The organism is Tessaracoccus antarcticus (assembly GCF_003688855.1).
GTDB classification, from domain to species: domain Bacteria; phylum Actinomycetota; class Actinomycetes; order Propionibacteriales; family Propionibacteriaceae; genus Arachnia; species Arachnia antarctica.
In genome coordinates, this window is record NZ_REFW01000001.1 from 1,555,921 (window position 1) to 1,573,928 (window position 18,008).

Below are 18,008 nucleotides of genomic sequence, written 5' to 3' on the forward strand. Positions count from 1 at the left end.
GCCCCACGTTGACGGAGGAACCGCAAGAGGCGCGACCCGTCGACGATCTCTGGGCATGGCTCGACCCCGAGACCCCCGAGAGCGACCACCGTGCCATCGACCCGGGAACTGTGACCGCCGTCATGGTGGTCCACAACTCCCGGGCCTGGCTGGCACGACAGCTGCTGTCATTGGCCAGGCTCGATCCGCGCCCGGGCCGCATCGTGGCCGTGGACAACGCCTCCACCGATGACAGCCCCGCCCTCCTGGCGCGCGCCGCCGATGAGGGTGTCCTCGACGCGGTGGTCACCCAGTCCCACAACAAGGGCTTCGGCGCGGCCGTGGAGGCGGGATTGGCCGGCGCTGCACCGGAGTGGATCTGGCTCCTGCACGACGACTCCGCCCCCTTCCCCGACACCCTCGGCTCACTCCTCGACGGCGCCGCGCAGACCGGGGCCGCCGTGGTCGTTCCCACGTTGCTGCAGCCCCGACGCCGCAACTACCCCGAGACGCTGTCCGAGGCGGGGGCGTCGATCACCCGCAGCGGGCGCCGCATGTCGTTCGTGGACGAGGGGGACATCGACCAGCAGCAACTGACACCTGAGCCCGTCCTGGGCGGATCCACGGCCGGGATGCTCGTGGCCGGCCACGCCTGGCAGGAGCTGGGCGGTCTCGCGCCCGAGATCCCCCTCCACCGCGACGGCGTCGACCTCGGCTGGCGAGCCAACGAGGCGGGGCACCTGGTCACCACGTGGCCCCGGGCGGCACTCACGCACCGGCAGGCGGGCCGCACCGGCGAACGGGTGTCCTCACCCCCCGTGCCGTGGCACCGCTCCGACCGTCTGGCAGCGCTGCGTGTCGTCGCCGCTCGGGGCAACCGTCCCACCGGCACACTTGCCCTGCTCGGTGGCAGCGGTCTGCGCGCCCTGGGATTCCTTCTGGGCAAGTCACCGGCACTGGCCCGGGCAGAACTCGGAGCCGCACGTACCTTCGCCGCCACACCTGAGGCCACCACGGCGCTCGCTGCCCGCACCACCCCCGCCCCCGACGCGAGCGCACGGGTCACTCCACTGCTGCCGGCACGCTTCTGGTCGGTGCGCGACGGTGTGGACCGATTCGGGGCAGGCGTCGCCGATCGCTACCGCGACCTCGTCGTCACCGACAGCAGCACCAGCATCGATGAGATGACCGGTGATGACTTCGCCGGGGGCCAGACCAGGCGACGCACGTGGCTGTCACCAGCCCTGCTGGTGCTTGTGGGGCTCGTGATCGTGGGTCTCGTGGCGGGCCGATCCCTGCTGGGTGCCGTGGGTGTCGCCGGCGGTGGCATGCTCCCGGCCCCGCCGTCGTTGTCGGCCGCCTGGCAGGCCTACCTGCAGCCCGACGTCGGGGTGGGCGGCGCCAACGCCCCATGGCTGCTGCTGGCCGCATTCTTCTCCACCTTCGTCTTCGCCTCACCGGAGGCGTTCGCCGTCGCCGCCCTGGTGCTGGCACCGGCGTTGGCCGCGGGCGCCGCGCTGCTCCTCCTGCGGCGGCTGGGGCTCAGGATCGGTGCAGCCGCAGCCGGCGCGGCCCTCTGGGCGGGGGCGGTCCTGCTGCTGGGGATCGTGGGTGCCGGCGACCTCTCCGGCATGGCGCTGTCCATCACCGGGCCCATGCTGGCCCGCAGCATTCACCGCGTGGCGCTCGACGAGTCCGTGGGCGCGGAGCGACTCCGCAGCCCTGCAGGCGTTGCTCTCTGGCTCCTCCTGAGCGCGGCTGCATGGCCCGTGGTGCTGCCCCTGCTGAGCATTGCCGCCCTCGTGTGGATGGTCCTGGACCGGCGACGCTGGGGCGACGTCGCCATCGGCGTGGGTCTGCCGTGGCTTTTCCTGGCGCCGTGGCTCCCCACGCTGGTGCGCTGGCCGGCCCGGGCGCTGATGGGTGCGGACCCGCTGGCGTGGCCCGACTTCCCGCCCGCCACCTTTGCCCTTCTGGCCGGCCGCATCCTGCCCTCGGGCATCCCGCCGTGGGTCAACATGGTGTTCTTCGCCGGCCTGGCCGTAGCGGCGGCCGCAGGACTACTGGCCATGCCCCGCCAGCGCCATCGCATGCTGGTGCTCGCAGGCGTGGCAGTGCCGCTGCTCGCCGGGGCACTGTCCTCGAAGGTGGCACTGGCCACCCACGGCGGCCAGGCGCGGGCGCTGCTGTCCGGGTGGGCCCTGCTGGTGGTGGCGGCACTGCTGGTGCCCGTCATGGTGGGGCTGCGCCGCACCGGCCATGGTGACGCCCCCGCCGGGCGCCGTAGCCGCGCAGCGACGTCGGTTCTGGCGCTGCTCGGCGTGCTCGCGGCCGGTGCGTGGGCCTGGGTGGGTTTCCAGGGCCCGGTGGGACCCTCTCCGAGCGTGCTGCCCGGATACGTGCGCGACGTCATGACCTCGGAGCGCCAGAGTCGCGTGCTGATGCTGCAGCAGCGCCCCGACGGCACACTGGACTGGAACGCCGTGGATGCCTCCCAGCCGCAATGGGGGACGGGAGAACGGAACCCGGCCGGCGCGTATGCGGACGAGTTCGGCACGCTCGTGCAGTCACTGGGTGTCGCCGTGGTCCCCGAGGACCTGGCGAGCACCCTCACGGCCCTGGGTGTCAGCCACATCTACATGGGCGGGTTCAGCGAGGAGTCCCTGGCCAGCGTCGGCAACGCGCCCGGCCTGACCCGGGCCGCCGTCACGGACGACGCCGTGGTCTGGACGGTGGCGGCACTGCCCAGCCGCATCCGGCTCGTGGCGTCGCAGACCAGCGAACCCGTGGTCGACGGCACCATCGCGCCCTCCGACGCCACCCGCCACATCGTGCTCGCCGAGGACGACGACCCGCGCTGGCAGGCCAGCGTGGGTGGCACCGCACTGCAGCGCAGCCCCGACCGGCCGCCCGTCACCTTCACGGTGCCCGGGGGTGCCGGCGGTCACCTGGAGTGGGGCATGAAGCCCTCCTGGGCTGCGCTGGGCTGGCAGGGCGCCCTGGCAGTGCTCATCCTCGTCCTGATGGCACCCACACTGGGTTCCACCACGTCGGCACGAAGGGTGCGTGAGTGATGCGCAACGTGATCACGCTCGTGACCCTCCTGGTCCTCGTGGGTGCCGGGCTGGGGCTCTCCCTGCTGCGCCCCACACCCCTGCCACGCACCATCGAGGTGGTGCCGCCCGCGACGACGAAGCTCGTCTGCGCACCCATGGCGCAGGCGGGGACGCTCTTCGTCGACGGGGCGGACACCATCACGCCCCTCGGTGGCGACGGCATTGTGGCGGTGGGGCCCACCCAGGTCCCGGACCAGAGCGGAGCGTCCGTGATCCTCGGAGGGTCGGCCCTGGTGGGAGGGATGCTCACGCTCGGCGACGGCACCGGCGGTTGGACGCCGTGCACCGCGCCCACCTCCCAGGGCACCATCGTGGTGCCCGGCGCCGCCGACACCGACCTGCTGGTGGTCAACCCCGATTCCTCCGAGGCCGTCGTGGACCTGTCCCTGTACGGCACCAACGGAGAAATCGTGGCGCTCGGGGCACGCGGCATCGCGCTCGGGCCTCACTCCACCCGCGCCATCGCGCTGTCGGTGCTCGTGGAGCAGGACGGGCCCATCGGCGTCAGCTTCAGCGCCAGCCGGGGACGCGCCACCGTCGTGGCCCGCACCACCACCGCGCGCGGCGTGCTCGAGACCGCCACGGCCTCCACCCAGGGCACCGATCACTGGCTCCCGGGCGTGCAGGCCGGTGCCACCGTCGCCAGCCTGCTGGTGACCAACCCCGGCAATGAACGCGCCGTCGTCGACGTCACAGCCCACGGTGCCTCCGTGGCCTACCAGCCCGAGGGTGGTGCCGGGGTGTCGGTGCCGGCGCACAGCAGCATCGCCGTCGACCTCGCCCCGTCGCTGGCGGGCGAGGCCACGGGCCTGCACGTCACCGCCGACATCGACGTGGCGGTCAGCCTCTCCACCGGAAACGGGTCGGACCTCGCCTTCACCGCTCCCGTGACGACGTCGAACCGATTGGGCGCCTACGCCCCCGCCGGCGGGGTGCTGCAAGTGTCCAACCCCGGTGAGACGGACCTGGAGGTCTCCCTCGTGGACGATGTCGTCGACGGCCGGAGTACCACCACGGAGCACACGGTGCCGGCGGGCAGCACCCTGGCCCTGCCCCTGGAATCCAGCGCCCCGCGCGGGCAGGTGGTGACCATCACCGCCAACAGGCCGCTGTTCGGTGCCGTCGTCGGGTCCGACACCGGTGTCAGCATCGTTCCGTTGTCATCCAGGGCGGCACCGGAGGTCTCGCCCGTGGACGCCGAGATCGTGCCCACCCTGCGATGAGGATCTGAGAGCAGCCACGTGTTCATTGGATTCGGCACGGTCGTCAACGTGCTCACCGTGCTGGCCGGTGCCTCCCTGGGCCTGCTCATCGGCAACCGACTGCCCGAGCGCACGCGCACGCTGGTGACCGACTGCCTGGGCCTTGTCACCATCGTCATTGGCATCTTCGCCTGCCTCTCCATGACCAGCGACGCCGTGACCGCGCAGCTGGGTGCCGGGGTGGGCCTGCTCGTGGTGCTGGGTTCCCTGCTGCCGGGCGCGCTGCTGGGGTCGTGGCTGCGGCTCACGGAACGGCTCGAAGGGGGCGCTGAGAAGCTTCGTGGCCGGTTCGCCGCCACCGGTTCGCAGCACTTCGTGGAGGGCATCATCACACCAGTCCTGGTGTTCTGCGTCGGCCCTCTCACCATCATGGGCTCCATTTCCGACGGCCTCGGCCTGGGCTCGCAGCAGTTGCTCGTGAAATCCGTCCTCGACGGCTTCGCCTCCATCGCCTTCGCCGCAAGCCTCGGCGTGGGTGTGCTGTTCTCCGCGGGCGCCGTCGGCGTCATCCAGGGTGGGATGACGCTGGCCGCGTTCCTGCTCGGCGGTTTCCTGGCCCCCGCCCAGGTGGACCTGCTGGAGGCCACCGGCGGTGTCATCCTCATCGGGCTGGGCCTGCGCCTGCTGGACCTGCGGAAGATCCGGGTGGCGGACATGCTGCCTGCCCTGGTCATCGCGCCCGTGCTCACCTGGGTGCTGGCGCCAGTACTGGGGTAGCGGCTGGGCTCAGAGGTCCCAGTCCGCGTCGTCGATGCCGGTGAGCTCCGCCAAAGGGGTACCGGTCAACGCACTCAACTGCTCCACGATGGTGCGGTACACGAGTCGTCGCAGTTGGGCACGTGTGACGGCGCGGTGCTCCAGGGGGCGTTCATAGAGGACCACCTGCGCCTTGGAATCGCCCGTTCCCTCGAGCGCCGCGGACATGGGGACGCGGTCCGCCGACCATGTGGGGGACCACTGCGGTACGTCCTCCACACCCACGAGAACCCCGTCGAGCGCCGTAGGGTTCACGGCGGCGATGGCACTCATGGCGTCGGTGACGCAGTCGGTGAAGAAGTCGGTCCGGCTCGGGTGGCGCAGCGGCACCGGTCGCGAGGACCAGGTGTGGGGGAGCGCCAGGGGTCCGCGGATCCCGCGGCCGTGTCGATCCCTGCTGCGTGGCATGCCACAACTCTAGCCAAGAAGGGGGGTAACCTCATCGCGTGCGTCGATGTACCCGGACAGCCTGCCTGTCACCTGCCATGGCAACGATGACCTATGACTATGCGGACTCCACCGCGGTGCTGGGTCCGCTTGCCATCGTCCACATTCCCGGCGCACTCCACCTGTGCATCGAACACGCGCGGCGTACCAGCGTCCCTCGCGGCTGGGAAGTGATCCGCCTTCCACTGGAGGATGCGGCCCCCGTGCGCATGCCCTCGGATGACCTGCTGGCGCTCGCTGACGCCGTCCGGGAGATCGGTCTGCGGCATGACGATCCCGAGCCCGCCGCCGTCCACCTGCCCCACGAACCGGCGGTCCTGCGCACGGCCGGACACCTGCGCCTGCTGGGGACTGTCGACTAGGCTCACACACGTGCTCACACCCGGAATTTTCAAGGCCAACGACATCCGTGGTGTCGTCACGGGCGACTCGCCCGAATGGGACACCGACGGCGCCCGGCACCTCGGTGCAGCCTTCGTGGAGCTTCTGGACCTGGGCGGCCGCGAGTTCGTGATGGGCCGCGACATGCGCTCGGGTGGTGAGGAGCTCTCCCAGGCCTTCGCCGACGGCGCACGAAGGGCCGGCGCCAACGTGGTGGAGGTCGGCCTGACCTCCACGGACCAGTTGTGGTTCGCCTCCGGTTGGCTGTCCCTGCCGGGCGTGCAGTTCACTGCCAGCCACAACCCGGCCGAGTACAACGGCATCAAATTCTGTCTGGCCGATGCCCGTCCCGTCGCGCCCGACTTCACGGCCCGCATCCGCGACCTGGCCGGCACCATCGAACTGGGTCAGACCGCGACCGGGTCGCTGCGCATCCTCGACACACTGGAGGCGTACGCCGCCAAGCTGTCCGACCTCGTCCCCGTGGGTGCGGGGCGGGACCTCAAGGTGGTGATCGACGCCGGCAACGGCATGGCCGGGCACACCGCCGCCCAGGCGCTCGCGGGCCGGGGGCTCGAGGTCATCGGCCTCTACATGGACCTCGACGGCACCTTCCCCAACCATCCCGCCAACCCTCTGGTGCCGGAGAACCTTCTGGACGCGCGCGCCGCCGTCATGGGCCACGACGCCGACCTGGGCCTGGTGTTCGACGGCGACGCCGACCGCTGCTTCATCATCGACGAGCGCGGCGAGGTGGTGGACCCCTCCGTGGTGACCGCCATGATCGCGCTGGCGGAACTGGCCAAGGAGCCCGGCGCCACGATCGTCATCAACAAGATCACCTCCTGGGGCGTCACCGATGCCGTCGGCGACGCCGGCGAGGTCATCACCTCACGCGTGGGCCACACGTTCGTGAAGGCCCTCATGGCGCAGCACAACGCCATCTTCGGCGGCGAACACTCCGCCCATTACTACTTCCGCGACTTCTGGTTCGCTGACACGGGGATGCTGGCGGCGCTGCACATCCTGGAAATGGTCCGCGCCGCCGGGAAGCCGCTGTCCCAGCTCGCCGCCCAGTACGACACGTACCACCGCTCCGGGGAACTGAACTCCGAGGTGGCGGACGCTGCCGCCTGCCAGGACGCGGTCGCCGCCGCATTCGAGGGCCGTGGCGTGCAGGACCGGATGGACGGCCTGACCGTGGCCAACCACGAGCAGGAGTGGTGGGTGAACCTGCGTGCCAGCAACACAGAGCCGCTGTTGCGGCTCAATGTGGAGGCCCGCGACGCCGACACCATGGCAGCCCTGCGCGACGAGGTACTGGCCATCGTGAACGAGACACGAGCAACGATCGACAACAGGAGCGCTCAATGAGTGAACAGCAGATGGACCTGTCCCCGGAATTCCTGGCCATCGCGGCCTGCCCGGCGTGCCACGCCAAGTTCGCCGTCGACTACGACGCGGCGGAACTGGTGTGCACCAGCCAGGCGTGCGGACTGGCGTATCCGGTCAAGGACCGCATCCCCGTCCTGCTTATCGACCAGGCCCGCAGCACCCTGTAGGAACAGCACCCTGTGATCACAAGGACGGATTGCCCATGAGGACCCCGGAGTTCGACGACGCCAGACTCGACCATGCGGACGTGGTCAACGACGAGCAGCTGCGCACGCTGGCGGAGACGGGGGCGCGCATCCGTCGTGCCTGCCTGTCGGAGCCCGTCGGCAGCCTCGAGCGGGCGGACCGGCCGCGCGGGGTCCTGGTGCTGGGTGCCGAGGCCCGCCTCGTGCGGGCGGTGCTGGAACCCGTCTGCCCCGTGCCGTTCCTGGCGTGGCCGGGCCCCGCCCTCCCCGCCTGGGTGGGTCCGCTGGACCTGGTGGTGTCGCTGGGTGGCTACGACGCCCACGAGTGGGAGGTGGCGTGCACCCACGAGGCGGCGCGTCGCGGGGCCACGCTCATCGTGGCCGCGCCGGAGGCGTCGCAGCTGGCCGCGGCCGGGTCGTCCCACGCCACGACGCTGGTGCCGGTGCCCCAGGGTGACTCCATGGCGGCGGCCGTGGCGGTGCTGGAGCTGTTGGGGCGCCTCGAGCTGGGGCCCCAGGTGAACCCCGGGCACGTGGCGGACGCCGCCGACCTGGTGGCGCAGGCGTGCTCGCCCGCCAGGAATCTCGCTGAGAACCCGGCCAAGAATCTTGCCATCGGCCTCGCGGAGGCGGTGCCTCTGGTGTGGGGTGGCACCACGCTGGCCATGCGGGCGTCGCGCCGGATCGCCGAAGCCCTGCGCCGCGCCAGCGGACGGCCGGCCCTGGCCGCCGATGCCGACGAACTGGACACCCTGCTGCGGGCCGTGACACCACGCGACCCGTTCAGCGATCCCTTCGAGTCCGACGGCGACTCCTTCCCCGTGCTCGTGATGCTGGACGAGGACAAGGTGCCCGCCCGGTTGGCGGAGGTGCCGCGTCGGCTGTCGTCGCTCGCGGACGCCGTCGGGGTGAGGGTGTGCCGCATCAGCTCGGGGGAGGCCTCCCTGACGAGCAGCGACGTGGAACGCTACGTCACACTCCTGCAGTACGGGCGCTACGCAGCCGCGTACCTGCGGCTGGGGCTGACCCCGTGAGCGTCGAGGGCGGCAACAAAGCCGTCATCGCCGCCGCCACTGCCAACGGCTTCATCGCCATCACCAAGTTTGGCGCGTGGCTGCTGACAGGGTCCTCCTCGATGCTGGCCGAAGGCATCCACTCCATCGCCGACACCGGCAACCAGGCGCTGCTCCTCATCGGGGGGCGCAACGCGTCGAAGGCCGCGGACCCGGAGCATCCTTTCGGCTACGGCCGCTCCCGCTACCTCGCCGGCTTCCTGGTGTCGGTGGTGCTGTTCTCGCTGGGTGGCCTGTTCGCCCTGTACGAGGCGTGGCACAAGTTCCAGGACCTCTCCGACCCATCCCATGCCGCCGGCAGCATCCTCGATTCGCAGTGGTGGTGGGTGCCCATCGTGGTGCTCGTGTTCGCCATGGGCGCCGAGGGCATGAGCCTGAGGACCGCCCTCAAGGAGGTCGGGAAGATCAAGGGCACGCAGGGGTGGTTCAGCTTCGTGAGGACCTCGAAGGCCCCGGAACTGCCCGTCATCATGCTCGAGGACGTCGCCGCCCTCCTGGGTCTGACGTTCGCGCTCGCCGGCGTGGGACTCACGCTCATCACGGGCCAGTTGCTGTTCGATGTGCTCGGCACGGCAATGATCGGGGTGCTGCTGGTGGTGGTGGCCATCATCCTGGCCATCGAGACCCGATCCCTGCTGCTGGGGGAGTCGGCCTCCCCTGAGGACCGGCAGAAGATCCGCGAAGCGCTGGAAGCCACCGACGGCGTGGAGCGCGTCATCCACTTCCGCACCCTCCACCTGGGACCCGAGCAGATCCTGCTGGCCGCGAAGGTGGGCGTCGACGTCGCCGACTCCGCCGCCGAGGTGGCCGACCTCATCAACCGGGCCGAGGCAGCCGTGCGCACCGCGGTGCCGCACGTGACGGTGTCCTACATCGAACCCGACATCTACGATCCCCACCACACGCCCCGCCAGCCCCCCGCGCAGGAGACCCCATGACCCGAGTCCTCGTCCTCAACGGCCCCAACCTCGGGCGCCTCGGTGTCCGCCAGCCGGAGATCTACGGGTCCACCACCCATGAGGAGCTCGCGCAGCACCTGCGCGACACGGGTCGTGCGCTGGGCCTCGACGTCGACGTCCGGCAGACCAACCACGAGGGCGAGATGCTCGACTGGCTCGGCGAGGCCGCCGACGGGGGCATCCCCGTGGTGCTGAACCCGGCCGCCTGGTCCCACACGTCGATTGCCATCGCCGACGCCGTCGCACAGGTGGACGTGGTGGTGGAGGTGCACATCAGCAACGTCCACGCACGCGAGGAGTTCCGCAAGCATCTCGTGGTCTCCCCGTACGCCACTGGCGTCATCGCCGGCCTGGGCCTCGGCGGCTACGACCTCGCCCTGACCCACATCGCCGCCGTCGCAGCGACCTGACCCGCGCGCCACCTCCCGGGGAGTGTGGGCGACGAACCGCTTTTTCGGCGGGTACGCTGTCAGTGTGGATTTCCGTGTAGCAGACCTGTCCCTGGCCGAGTTCGGACGCAAGGAGATCATCCTTGCCGAACATGAGATGCCGGGCCTCATGGCCATGCGGGAGCGCTACGGCGTCTCCAAGCCCCTGACCGGCGCCCGCATCGCCGGTTCCCTGCACATGACCGTGCAGACCGCCGTCCTCATCGAGACCCTCGTGGCGCTGGGCGCCGAGGTGCGATGGGCCTCCTGCAACATCTTCTCCACCCAGGACCACGCGGCCGCCGCCATGGCCGTGGGGCCCGAGGGCACCCCCGAGAACCCGGCCGGCGTGCCGGTGTTCGCGTGGAAGGGTGAATCGCTGGAGGAGTACTGGTGGTGCACCCGTCAGATCCTGCAGTGGCCCGACGGCCAGTTCGCCACCACCATCCTCGACGACGGCGGCGACGCCACCCTGCTCGTGCACCAGGGTCTCGCTGCCCAGCGCGCAGGCGAGGTGCCCGCCGATGACGCGTCGGACTCCGAGGAGTCCCTCGTGGTCAAGGCTGCGCTGCGCGAGGCGCACGGCAAGGTCGACTGGGAGGCCATCGCCGACGCCCTCATCGGCGTCACCGAGGAGACCACCACGGGCGTGCACCGCCTCTACGAGATGGCCCGCGACGGTTCGCTGCTGTTCCCGGCCATCAACGTGAACGACGCGGTCACCAAGTCCAAGTTCGACAACAAGTACGGCTGCCGCCACTCGCTCATCGACGGCATCAACCGCGCCACCGACGTGCTCATCGGCGGCAAGGTGGCCGTGGTGTGCGGCTACGGCGACGTCGGCAAGGGGTGCGCCGAGTCGCTCCGCGGGCAGGGTGCGCGGGTCATCGTCACCGAGATCGACCCCATCTGCGCGCTGCAGGCGGCCATGGACGGCTACCAGGTCACCACGCTGGATGACGTCGTCGCCTACGCCGACATCTTCATCACTGCGACGGGCTGCTTCAACGTCATCACGGCAGCCCAGATGGCGCAGATGAAGCACCAGGCCATCGTGGGCAACATCGGCCACTTCGACAACGAGATCGACATGGCCGGGCTCATGGGCACCGAGGGCATCGTCCGCAACAACATCAAGCCGCAGGTCGACGAGTGGAAGTTCGCTGACGGCCACTCCATCATCGTCCTCAGCGAGGGGCGCCTGCTGAACCTCGGCAACGCCACGGGCCACCCGTCGTTCGTCATGAGCAACTCGTTCACCAACCAGGTGCTGGCCCAGATCGAACTCGTCACCAAGCCCGGTGAGTACCCCATCGGCGTCCACACGCTGCCCAAGCACCTCGACGAGGAAGTGGCGCGGCTGCATCTCTCCGCGCTCGGCGTGAACCTGACGCAGCTGACACCGGTCCAGGCCGGCTACCTGGGCATCCCCGTCGAGGGTCCCTACAAGTCGGACCACTACCGCTACTGAGCCGCCGCGCGACCTGCTCGCGCCACCGCTGCGTCACGGAGCCACCGCCAGAGGAGTCCGCCACCGATACATCGGTGGCGGACTCCACTGCTCGTGGCTTGTGGGCGGTGCGGCCACCAAGCTCCGCGACGGGTGGCGTCGCGGAGCTGTGGTCAGGAGGTAGTCTGACCGTCTACTTCTTGTCGCCGGGGTTCATGGACTGCCAGATCTCCTTGCACTCCGGGCACACCGGGAACTTCTCCGGGTTGCGTGTCGGCACCCAGACTTTCCCGCAGAGGGCCACGACGGGGGTGCCCGTCACCATGGCCTTCATCAGCTTGTCCTTGGGGACGTAGTGGGAGAAACGTTCGTGGTCGCCGTCCTCCACCTGGGACGTGCGCTCGTCGATGACTGTCTGGGAGCCTGGGGCAAGTTCGCTCATGGGTTGATTCTAACTTCGGAGGAACAGTGGGCACGAGGCGCCACGTAGCGGGACGTTCCCGGCTGCTCATCGGGCTGATCCTGAGCATCTTCGGGATCGCGTTCGAGACCATCGGCGTCGCCACCGCCATGCCCACCGTCATGCGCGATCTCGACGCCCCGCACCTGTACGCGTGGGCGTTCTCCACCATGGTGACCGGGATGCTCCTGGCCACGCTGCTCGCCGGCCGGTTGACCGACAGGGTGGGGCCGCTGACGCCCATGGTCGCCGGTTACGTGATGTTCTCCGTGGGGCTGGTCGCGGGAGCGCTCGCCCCCACCGTCTGGGTGTTGCTGGCCGCGCGTTTCGTGCAGGGGCTCGGCGCGGGTGCGTTGAGCCTGGCGCTGTTCGTCACGATCGCGCTGGTGTTCGACGGCGCCCAGCGCGCCACTGTCCTGGGCGCCCTCAGTTTCGTCTGGCTGCTGCCCGCGTTCATCGGCCCACCCATCGCCGCCTGGATGACGCTGATCTCCTGGCGCCTGGTGTTCAGCGCCATGTTGCCGCTGCTGGTGGTGGCCGCAGCGCTCGCGCTGCCGGCCATGCGGCAGGTGCAGGCCATCTTCGACCCCGCGGAGGAGAGCGAGACGATTCAGTGGTGGGCTGTCGTGCTGGTGGCGGTGTCCCCGGCACTCGTGCAACTGGCCGGTGAGCCGCTGGGCGCGTGGAGTGTTGTCGCCGGGGTGGTGGGGCTCGTAGCGCTCGTCGTCGGGCTGCCGCGGGTGATGCCGCGGGCCATCAAACTGTTCGGCTCCGGGCTGGGGCCGGTCGTGCTGACCCGTGGACTCATGGCCGGGTGCTTCTTCGCGGCCGAGGCGTTCGTCCTGCTCGTGCTGCAGAACCTGCGTGGACTGACGGTGTTCGAGGCGGGGATCTCCCTGACCATCGGCAGCGTGGGCTGGTCCGCAGGGTCGTGGAGCCAGGCCAGGCCGTGGGTGAAGCTGCGCCGCGACCAGATCATCACGCTCGGCTCGGTGCTCTGCGCCGTGGGCCTCGTCACCATGGTCGGGTTCATCGCCTGGACCGGGTCACCCCTGTGGCTGGGCGTGCTCGGCTGGGTCATCGCCGGACTCGGCATGGGGGTCATGATGCCCAGCACCGCCGTCGCCATCATGGGGCTCTCCAGTGCGCAGGAGCAGGGCCGCAACAACTCGGCGCTGCAGGTGGCCGAGGGGCTCGGCAACGCGCTCATGACCGGTCTGGCCGGCGCCATCTACGCGGGCGCCGTGCGTCAGGTCTCCTCCCAGACCAGCTTCGTCTGGTTGTTCTCCGTCCTCACCGTGGTGTGCCTGTTGGCATTCGTGGTGAGCCGTCGGATCGGGCCCATCGACAACGAGTCGCTGGTGACGGTCACGGGCTGAGGAAGTACACGGTCGCCCACATGGTCAGGCCGAGCAGCGCGGCCGCCGACAGGGTCACCCACACCCACAGCCACGGCGACTGGCGCTCGCGGGTGGCCGCGGGGCGGTACCGGCCGGCGCCAATGTAGTTGTCCAGCATTCCCCGGGGGCTCTGCCCGTCGGGTCGCAGGCTGGCGTCGTGCCGACCGCCGCTGGTGAGGATCACCGACGGCGTGGGCGCCGTCGGGGCGCTCGGTGCCATGGGACCCGATGTCACCGGTGCGTGGTACGACTGGCGGGGCTGGTACTGGTCTCCCCCCACCATCACGTCCGCCAGCCGGTCCAGCGCGGCGGCCAGCTGCAGCGCCGTCTGGGGGCGACGGTTCGGGTCCCATGCCAGCGCCGAGGCGAACACCTCGTCCAGCAGCAGGGGCGCGTCGACGAGGTGCGCCACGGGGGCCGGCCCAATGGCGGGGTTGCGTTCCACGAGTTCTGTGAGGGTGCGCGCCGGGAACGGTGGCCGACCCGTCAAAAGTGCGTAGGCGACGCACGCCATGGAGTAGACATCGGAGCGCTGGTCGAGCTGTGTGGAGCGGCCCTGCTCCGGGGCCATGTAGGCGGGGGTGCCTGCCGTCATGGTGTCGCGCTGCTCGTCGAGGAGGGACTTCGCCACCCCCAGGTCCGCCAGCATGACACGCACCCCGGTGGAACTGGTGGACAGCAAAATGTTGCCGGGGGTCACATCGCGGTGCACCAGCTGGTTGCGGTGCAGCACGTCCAGTGCACGGCAGGCCTCGGCGCACAGCCGCAGCGCCAGCCCGGGGGCGACGGGATGCTTGCGAAGGTGGTCCAGCGAGCCCCCGTCGGCCAGGTCCATCACGAAGTACGGCTGGCCGCGGTCGGTGGTGCCGATGTCGTAGACCCGCACGATGCGTTCGTCATTGAGTCGGCGCAGGAGGCGCGCCTCCGCGAGGAAGCGGGCGCGCACGTCGTCGTTGGCGGACCAGTTGTCAGCCAGCACCTTGATGGCCACGGGGACCTCGAGGGAGTCGTCCTGACCGTGGTAGACGGTCGCGAACGATCCGGCACCTATGCGTCCGGTGATCCTGTAGCGCCCCATCATTTCCATTGCCGAACATTGTTGCCCATCTCGTGCCGTGCGGGAAATCACCTGCGCCACGACGTGGCATGCTGTGCGCCATGAGTTTTTCCGCAGAATCCCCGCCCCCAGGCTGGTACCCCGACCCGGCCGGCTCCGGTGGCGAACGCTACTGGGACGGCGGCAACTGGTCGCAGGTGACCCGCCCCGCCGGCGGGCTGGGTGCCCCGCAGGCGCCGCAGCAGGCGCAGCCGTCGCCCTACGGCGCGACGCCGGCCTCCCAGGGCTACTACGGGGCGGGCGTGATGCGCCAGCCGATGCTGGCGGGCTTCTGGTGGCGCGTGCTGGCGGCCATCCTGGACAACATCATTCTCACCATTCCGCTGGGCCTCGTGCAGCGTCTGGTGGCGGGCGACGCCATCGACGCCCTGAGCCTGTGGTTGGCCGACTGGACGCTGGCCGTCACTCAGGGTCTGACACCCCCACCCCTGCCGGAGGGCGCGATCCCGCCCCTGTACCTGTACCTGTTCGTCTCCGTGGTGCTGCTCATCATCTATCGCACCGTGTTGGTCGCGACGCGCGGCGGCACGCTGGGGCAACTCATCACGGGGTTGAGGGTCGTCCCCGACGGCAGTGGGCTCGAGACCACCCCGAGCTGGGGCACCTCCGGCATCCGGGCCGCCACCGCCGTAGTGTTTGGTCAGGTTCCGTTGCTGAACCTCATTGACCCGTTGTCGATGCTGTTCACTGCCAAGAAGCAGACGCTGCACGACAAGATCGCCCACACCGTCGTCATCAAGAAGTAACCACAAGAAGGACGAGCCTGTGTCCCAGCTCCCCGACGACCTCACCAGGCTTGCCGAGCATTTCGGCATCGCACTGGAATTCCGTGACTGGAAGGGTCGAGACCTGGAAATATCCCGGGAATCCGTGATCGCGGTCCTCCACGCCCTGGGGGTGGATGCCTCCACCGACGACGCCAGGGCCGCTGCGCTGGCCGACGTCGCTGAGCGTGGCTGGCGTCGGGTGCTGCCGCCCTGCACCGTCGTGGAGCACGGCAGCGGTGTCAGCATCGACGTGCACGTGCCGGCCGGCACGGTGGTGGAACTGTCGATGGTGCTGGAGTCGGGGGAGCGGGTCGACGCCCAGCAGATCGACAACTGGGAGCCCGACCGCTGGATCAGCGGCGCCATGCGCGGCGAGGCCACCTTCTGGTTCGGGGGAGAACTGCCGCTGGGCTACCACCAACTCGTGGCGAACTCGGCGGAGGGTCGCTCAGAGGCCACGTTGGTGGTGACACCGCCGCACCTGGGGTTCCCGGCAGCCATGCGCGATGCCCGAACGTGGGGCTACGCCACCCAGCTCTACAGCGTCACCTCGAAGAAGTCGTGGGGGGTGGGGGACCTCGTGGACCTCGCCGACCTCGTCGCCTGGTCCGGAGCCGGGCAGGGCGCCGGTCACGTGCTCATCAACCCGCTCCATGCGGCGCAGCCCACCGCACCCATGGAACCGTCGCCGTACCTCCCGGCCAGCCGCCGGTTCATCAACCCCCTCTACATCCGCCCCGAATCCATTCAGGAGTTCGCCGGGCTGGACCGCCACACCCGCAGCCGGGTCCGCCGGCTGCGCAAGTCGCTGCACCCCGTGGCCGGGGAGGCTCGCGCCATCGACCGCGACGGCGCCTGGCGGGTCAAGCGTGAGGCGTTGCGCCTGGTGTTCGAGGCGGGACGCCGTCCCGCCCGCGAGATCGCCCTGGAGCACTTCACCCGACGCGAGGGCGACGCGCTGCGGGACTTCGCCACGTGGTGCGCCTTGTCGGAGGAACTGGGCGACGACTGGCGGCAGTGGCCACGGGAGTACCAACGGGTCGACGGGCCCGCCGTCAAGGACTTCGCGGCGGAGAACGCCGACTCCGTCTCGTTCCACACCTGGCTGCAGTGGGTGGCCAGTCTGCAGGTCTCCGCGGCCCAGACCGTGGCGGAGGAGGTGGGCATGCCCGTGGGCATCCTCACCGACCTGGCCGTCGGTGTCAGCGGCAGCAGCGCCGAGACCTGGACCATGCCCGACCTGTTCGCCGACGGCGTCACCGTCGGCGCCCCGCCGGACGACTACAACCAGGCAGGTCAGGACTGGGGGCAGCCCCCGTGGCGCCCCGACAAGCTCGAGGAGGTGGCCTACGCCCCGTTCCGGGAGATGGTGGCCGCCGCCATGCGCCGCGTCGGCGGTGTGCGGATCGACCACATCATCGGCCTGTTCCGTCTCTGGTGGGTACCCGAGGGGCTGGGGCCGCGCCACGGCACCTACGTCCGCAACAACCACGAGGCCCTCATCGGCATCCTGGCGCTGGAGGCGCACCGCGCCCAGGCACTGGTGGTGGGGGAGGACCTCGGCACCGTCGAGCCATGGGTGCGGCAGTACCTGTCGCGTCGCGGCATCCTCGGGACCTCCGTCCTGTGGTTCGAGCACGACGACGGCCGCCCGTTGGAGGCGCACCGGTGGCGCGAGTACTGCCTTGCCTCGGTCACCACGCACGACCTCCCGCCGACCCTGGGCTACCTGGCCGGCGACCACGTCCGGTTGCGCGACGCGCTGGGGCTCCTGACCGAGCCGCTGGAGGAGGAACTGGAGGCGGCGCGCAACGAGCAGTCGGGGTGGCTCACGAAGCTCGTCGACGACGGGGTGCTGGACGCGGGACACCGGGACGACCCCGTCGAGGTGATGCTCGCCCTGCACCGCTACCTGCTGCTGACCCCCTCACGGGTGCTGCTGGCCAGCCTCGGGGACGCCGTCGGCGAGAGGCGGACGCAGAACCAGCCCGGCACCATCAACGAGTACCCCAACTGGCGGGTGCCGCTGGGGGACGCCACGGGGCGGGCCGTGACGCTGGAGGACGTGTTCGAAGCGGAGTTGCCCACGCGGTTGGCCGCCGTGATGAACGGCCTCGAGGACCGCTGAGGGGAGCTCACAACCCCAGATCGCGGGCCAGGGCGTTGAGCGTGTCCTCGACGCCGTCGAGTTGTGACTCGATGGCCGACATTTTCTCGTCGAGCGCTGCCAGGACGTCGTCGGTCTTCTCCTCCAGGGGCGTGGCGCCGTCCTGCCCCGTCTGCGCCGCGGCCAGCGCACGATTGGCGGCGCGTGGCACCAGCGCCAGCGTGCCCCCGCTGAGGTCGGGGAGGTGGACGCTGCGCACCTCATGGGTGCGGCCAGCGACGGTGACGTGGACCTCACCGTCCGTGCCGGTGAAATCACGGTCCAGGGAGGTGGGATCCACGGGGGACTCCCCCTGGCCGACCTCCACGTCCGCGTCGCCCGCCAGCATCGCGCGCAGGGCGGGATCCAGCCCGGGAATGGACAGGAAGGTGGCCCGGGAACCCACGCGGGCAGCGGCCAGCGCCGCATTGAGTGCCTCCGTCAGACGCTGCCCCACGATGCCGGGGGCCGACGTGGTGTCGTGGACCTCGATGCGCGCGACCGTCAGGTCACCCAGCGCCACGGCCCGCGCGATCCCGTCCCCGGATGCACCGTCGAACTCCGTGGCCGCCACCTCCGCCATCCGGCGCGTGGCGGGATCCGTGATGGGGTGGGTGTCCGGCGAATCGTTCATGCACCAAAGTCAACCATGCGCCGGGAGGGCGCCGGGCACTGGCAGACTGGGTG

At 70.3% G+C, this 18,008-nt stretch carries 17 protein-coding genes; 13 read left to right on the forward strand and 4 right to left on the reverse strand.

The features are described 5' to 3' along the window. Positions 1 to 8: 8 nt before the first annotated feature. Genes EAX62_RS06900 through EAX62_RS06910 form a run of 3 tightly spaced genes read left to right on the forward strand, consistent with a single transcriptional unit; the run spans position 9 to position 5,074 of the window. A complete protein-coding gene (locus EAX62_RS06900) occupies positions 9 to 3,053 on the forward strand; it encodes a glycosyltransferase family 2 protein (RefSeq protein ID WP_121900828.1) in 3,045 nt (1,014 codons plus the stop codon). Further along, positions 3,053 to 4,318: a DUF5719 family protein gene (locus tag EAX62_RS06905; RefSeq protein ID WP_121900829.1), complete on the forward strand. Its 1,266-nt coding sequence runs from the start codon at positions 3,053 to 3,055 to the stop codon at positions 4,316 to 4,318. Before EAX62_RS06900 ends, EAX62_RS06905 begins: the two co-directional genes overlap by 1 nt. A gap of 18 nt (positions 4,319 to 4,336) precedes the next feature. Further along, positions 4,337 to 5,074 (forward strand): DUF554 domain-containing protein, encoded by a 738-nt coding sequence (locus tag EAX62_RS06910; protein WP_121900830.1) that lies wholly within the window; start codon positions 4,337 to 4,339, stop codon positions 5,072 to 5,074. Between the two features lie 9 nt (positions 5,075 to 5,083). Here the strand turns inward: EAX62_RS06910 and EAX62_RS06915 are convergent, their stop codons facing one another. Beyond that, positions 5,084 to 5,521 (reverse strand): metallopeptidase family protein, encoded by a 438-nt coding sequence (locus tag EAX62_RS06915; RefSeq protein WP_121900831.1) that lies wholly within the window; start codon positions 5,519 to 5,521, stop codon positions 5,084 to 5,086. A gap of 38 nt (positions 5,522 to 5,559) precedes the next feature. Between EAX62_RS06915 and EAX62_RS06920 the strand changes: the two genes are divergently transcribed. The 7 genes from EAX62_RS06920 to ahcY all read left to right on the forward strand — a co-directional run bounded on the left by EAX62_RS06920 (position 5,560) and on the right by ahcY (position 11,452). Next, positions 5,560 to 5,922, forward strand: a complete 363-nt coding sequence (locus tag EAX62_RS06920) for a DUF3499 domain-containing protein (RefSeq protein WP_267897966.1) — start codon at positions 5,560 to 5,562, stop codon at positions 5,920 to 5,922. A gap of 10 nt (positions 5,923 to 5,932) precedes the next feature. Further along, complete coding sequence (manB, locus tag EAX62_RS06925; RefSeq protein ID WP_233557831.1) at positions 5,933 to 7,315, forward strand: phosphohexomutase domain-containing protein; 1,383 nt, start codon at positions 5,933 to 5,935, stop codon at positions 7,313 to 7,315. Next, positions 7,312 to 7,503, forward strand: a complete 192-nt coding sequence (locus tag EAX62_RS06930) for a Trm112 family protein (RefSeq protein ID WP_121900834.1) — start codon at positions 7,312 to 7,314, stop codon at positions 7,501 to 7,503. Before manB ends, EAX62_RS06930 begins: the two co-directional genes overlap by 4 nt. A 35-nt stretch (positions 7,504 to 7,538) precedes the next feature. Beyond that, on the forward strand, positions 7,539 to 8,555 hold the full coding sequence (locus tag EAX62_RS06935; RefSeq protein WP_121900835.1) for an SIS domain-containing protein: 1,017 nt from the start codon (positions 7,539 to 7,541) through the stop codon (positions 8,553 to 8,555). After that, positions 8,552 to 9,532, forward strand: coding sequence for a cation diffusion facilitator family transporter (locus tag EAX62_RS06940; RefSeq protein WP_121900836.1), 981 nt, complete (start codon positions 8,552 to 8,554; stop codon positions 9,530 to 9,532). Before EAX62_RS06935 ends, EAX62_RS06940 begins: the two co-directional genes overlap by 4 nt. Then, on the forward strand, positions 9,529 to 9,963 hold the full coding sequence (aroQ, locus tag EAX62_RS06945) for a type II 3-dehydroquinate dehydratase (RefSeq protein ID WP_121900837.1): 435 nt from the start codon (positions 9,529 to 9,531) through the stop codon (positions 9,961 to 9,963). The genes EAX62_RS06940 and aroQ overlap by 4 nt, the downstream gene beginning before the upstream one ends. 64 nt (positions 9,964 to 10,027) lie before the next feature. Then, the gene (gene ahcY, locus EAX62_RS06950) at positions 10,028 to 11,452 is read left to right on the forward strand and encodes an adenosylhomocysteinase (protein WP_121900838.1); all 1,425 of its coding nucleotides are present in this window, start codon (positions 10,028 to 10,030) and stop codon (positions 11,450 to 11,452) included. Between the two features lie 172 nt (positions 11,453 to 11,624). Here ahcY and EAX62_RS06955 read toward each other — a convergent pair whose 3' ends face one another. Continuing rightward, a complete protein-coding gene (locus EAX62_RS06955) occupies positions 11,625 to 11,873 on the reverse strand; it encodes a DUF3039 domain-containing protein (RefSeq protein ID WP_121900839.1) in 249 nt (82 codons plus the stop codon). Positions 11,874 to 11,899: 26 nt separating this feature from the next. On the opposite strand from EAX62_RS06955, the gene EAX62_RS06960 reads away from it, so the two are divergent. Then, on the forward strand, positions 11,900 to 13,270 hold the full coding sequence (locus EAX62_RS06960) for an MFS transporter (protein ID WP_158600581.1): 1,371 nt from the start codon (positions 11,900 to 11,902) through the stop codon (positions 13,268 to 13,270). On the opposite strand, the gene EAX62_RS06965 is transcribed toward EAX62_RS06960, so the two are convergent. Further along, positions 13,260 to 14,378 carry a serine/threonine-protein kinase gene (locus EAX62_RS06965; RefSeq protein WP_121900841.1) on the reverse strand — a complete coding sequence of 373 codons (1,119 nt, stop codon included), beginning with the start codon at positions 14,376 to 14,378 and terminating at the stop codon, positions 13,260 to 13,262. The two genes, EAX62_RS06960 and EAX62_RS06965, sit on opposite strands and share 11 nt — an antisense overlap. Positions 14,379 to 14,449: 71 nt before the next feature. Between EAX62_RS06965 and EAX62_RS06970 the strand changes: the two genes are divergently transcribed. Both EAX62_RS06970 and malQ read left to right on the forward strand, forming a co-directional pair. Then, entirely contained in the window at positions 14,450 to 15,154 is a 705-nt protein-coding gene (locus EAX62_RS06970; protein WP_158600584.1) for an RDD family protein, read from the forward strand. 19 nt (positions 15,155 to 15,173) lie between these two features. Further along, positions 15,174 to 17,303 (forward strand): 4-alpha-glucanotransferase, encoded by a 2,130-nt coding sequence (malQ, locus tag EAX62_RS06975; protein WP_121900843.1) that lies wholly within the window; start codon positions 15,174 to 15,176, stop codon positions 17,301 to 17,303. 7 nt (positions 17,304 to 17,310) lie between these two features. Here malQ and EAX62_RS06980 read toward each other — a convergent pair whose 3' ends face one another. Further along, positions 17,311 to 17,955 (reverse strand): hypothetical protein, encoded by a 645-nt coding sequence (locus EAX62_RS06980; protein WP_121900844.1) that lies wholly within the window; start codon positions 17,953 to 17,955, stop codon positions 17,311 to 17,313. Positions 17,956 to 18,008 lie beyond the last annotated feature (53 nt).

What these genes read in the sequence shown, in the direction of transcription:
- EAX62_RS06970 (WP_158600584.1), top strand. Translation starts at nt 14,450, where the DNA reads ATGAGTTTTTCCGCAGAATCCCCGCCCCCAGGCTGGTACCCCGACCCG.
- EAX62_RS06905 (WP_121900829.1), top strand. Translation starts at nt 3,053, where the DNA reads ATGCGCAACGTGATCACGCTCGTGACCCTCCTGGTCCTCGTGGGTGCC.
- EAX62_RS06915 (WP_121900831.1), bottom strand. Translation starts at nt 5,521, where the DNA reads ATGCCACGCAGCAGGGATCGACACGGCCGCGGGATCCGCGGACCCCTG.
- EAX62_RS06955 (WP_121900839.1), bottom strand. Translation starts at nt 11,873, where the DNA reads ATGAGCGAACTTGCCCCAGGCTCCCAGACAGTCATCGACGAGCGCACG.
- aroQ (WP_121900837.1), top strand. Translation starts at nt 9,529, where the DNA reads ATGACCCGAGTCCTCGTCCTCAACGGCCCCAACCTCGGGCGCCTCGGT.
- EAX62_RS06930 (WP_121900834.1), top strand. Translation starts at nt 7,312, where the DNA reads ATGAGTGAACAGCAGATGGACCTGTCCCCGGAATTCCTGGCCATCGCG.
- EAX62_RS06980 (WP_121900844.1), bottom strand. Translation starts at nt 17,955, where the DNA reads ATGAACGATTCGCCGGACACCCACCCCATCACGGATCCCGCCACGCGC.
- EAX62_RS06935 (WP_121900835.1), top strand. Translation starts at nt 7,539, where the DNA reads ATGAGGACCCCGGAGTTCGACGACGCCAGACTCGACCATGCGGACGTG.
- EAX62_RS06965 (WP_121900841.1), bottom strand. Translation starts at nt 14,378, where the DNA reads ATGGAAATGATGGGGCGCTACAGGATCACCGGACGCATAGGTGCCGGA.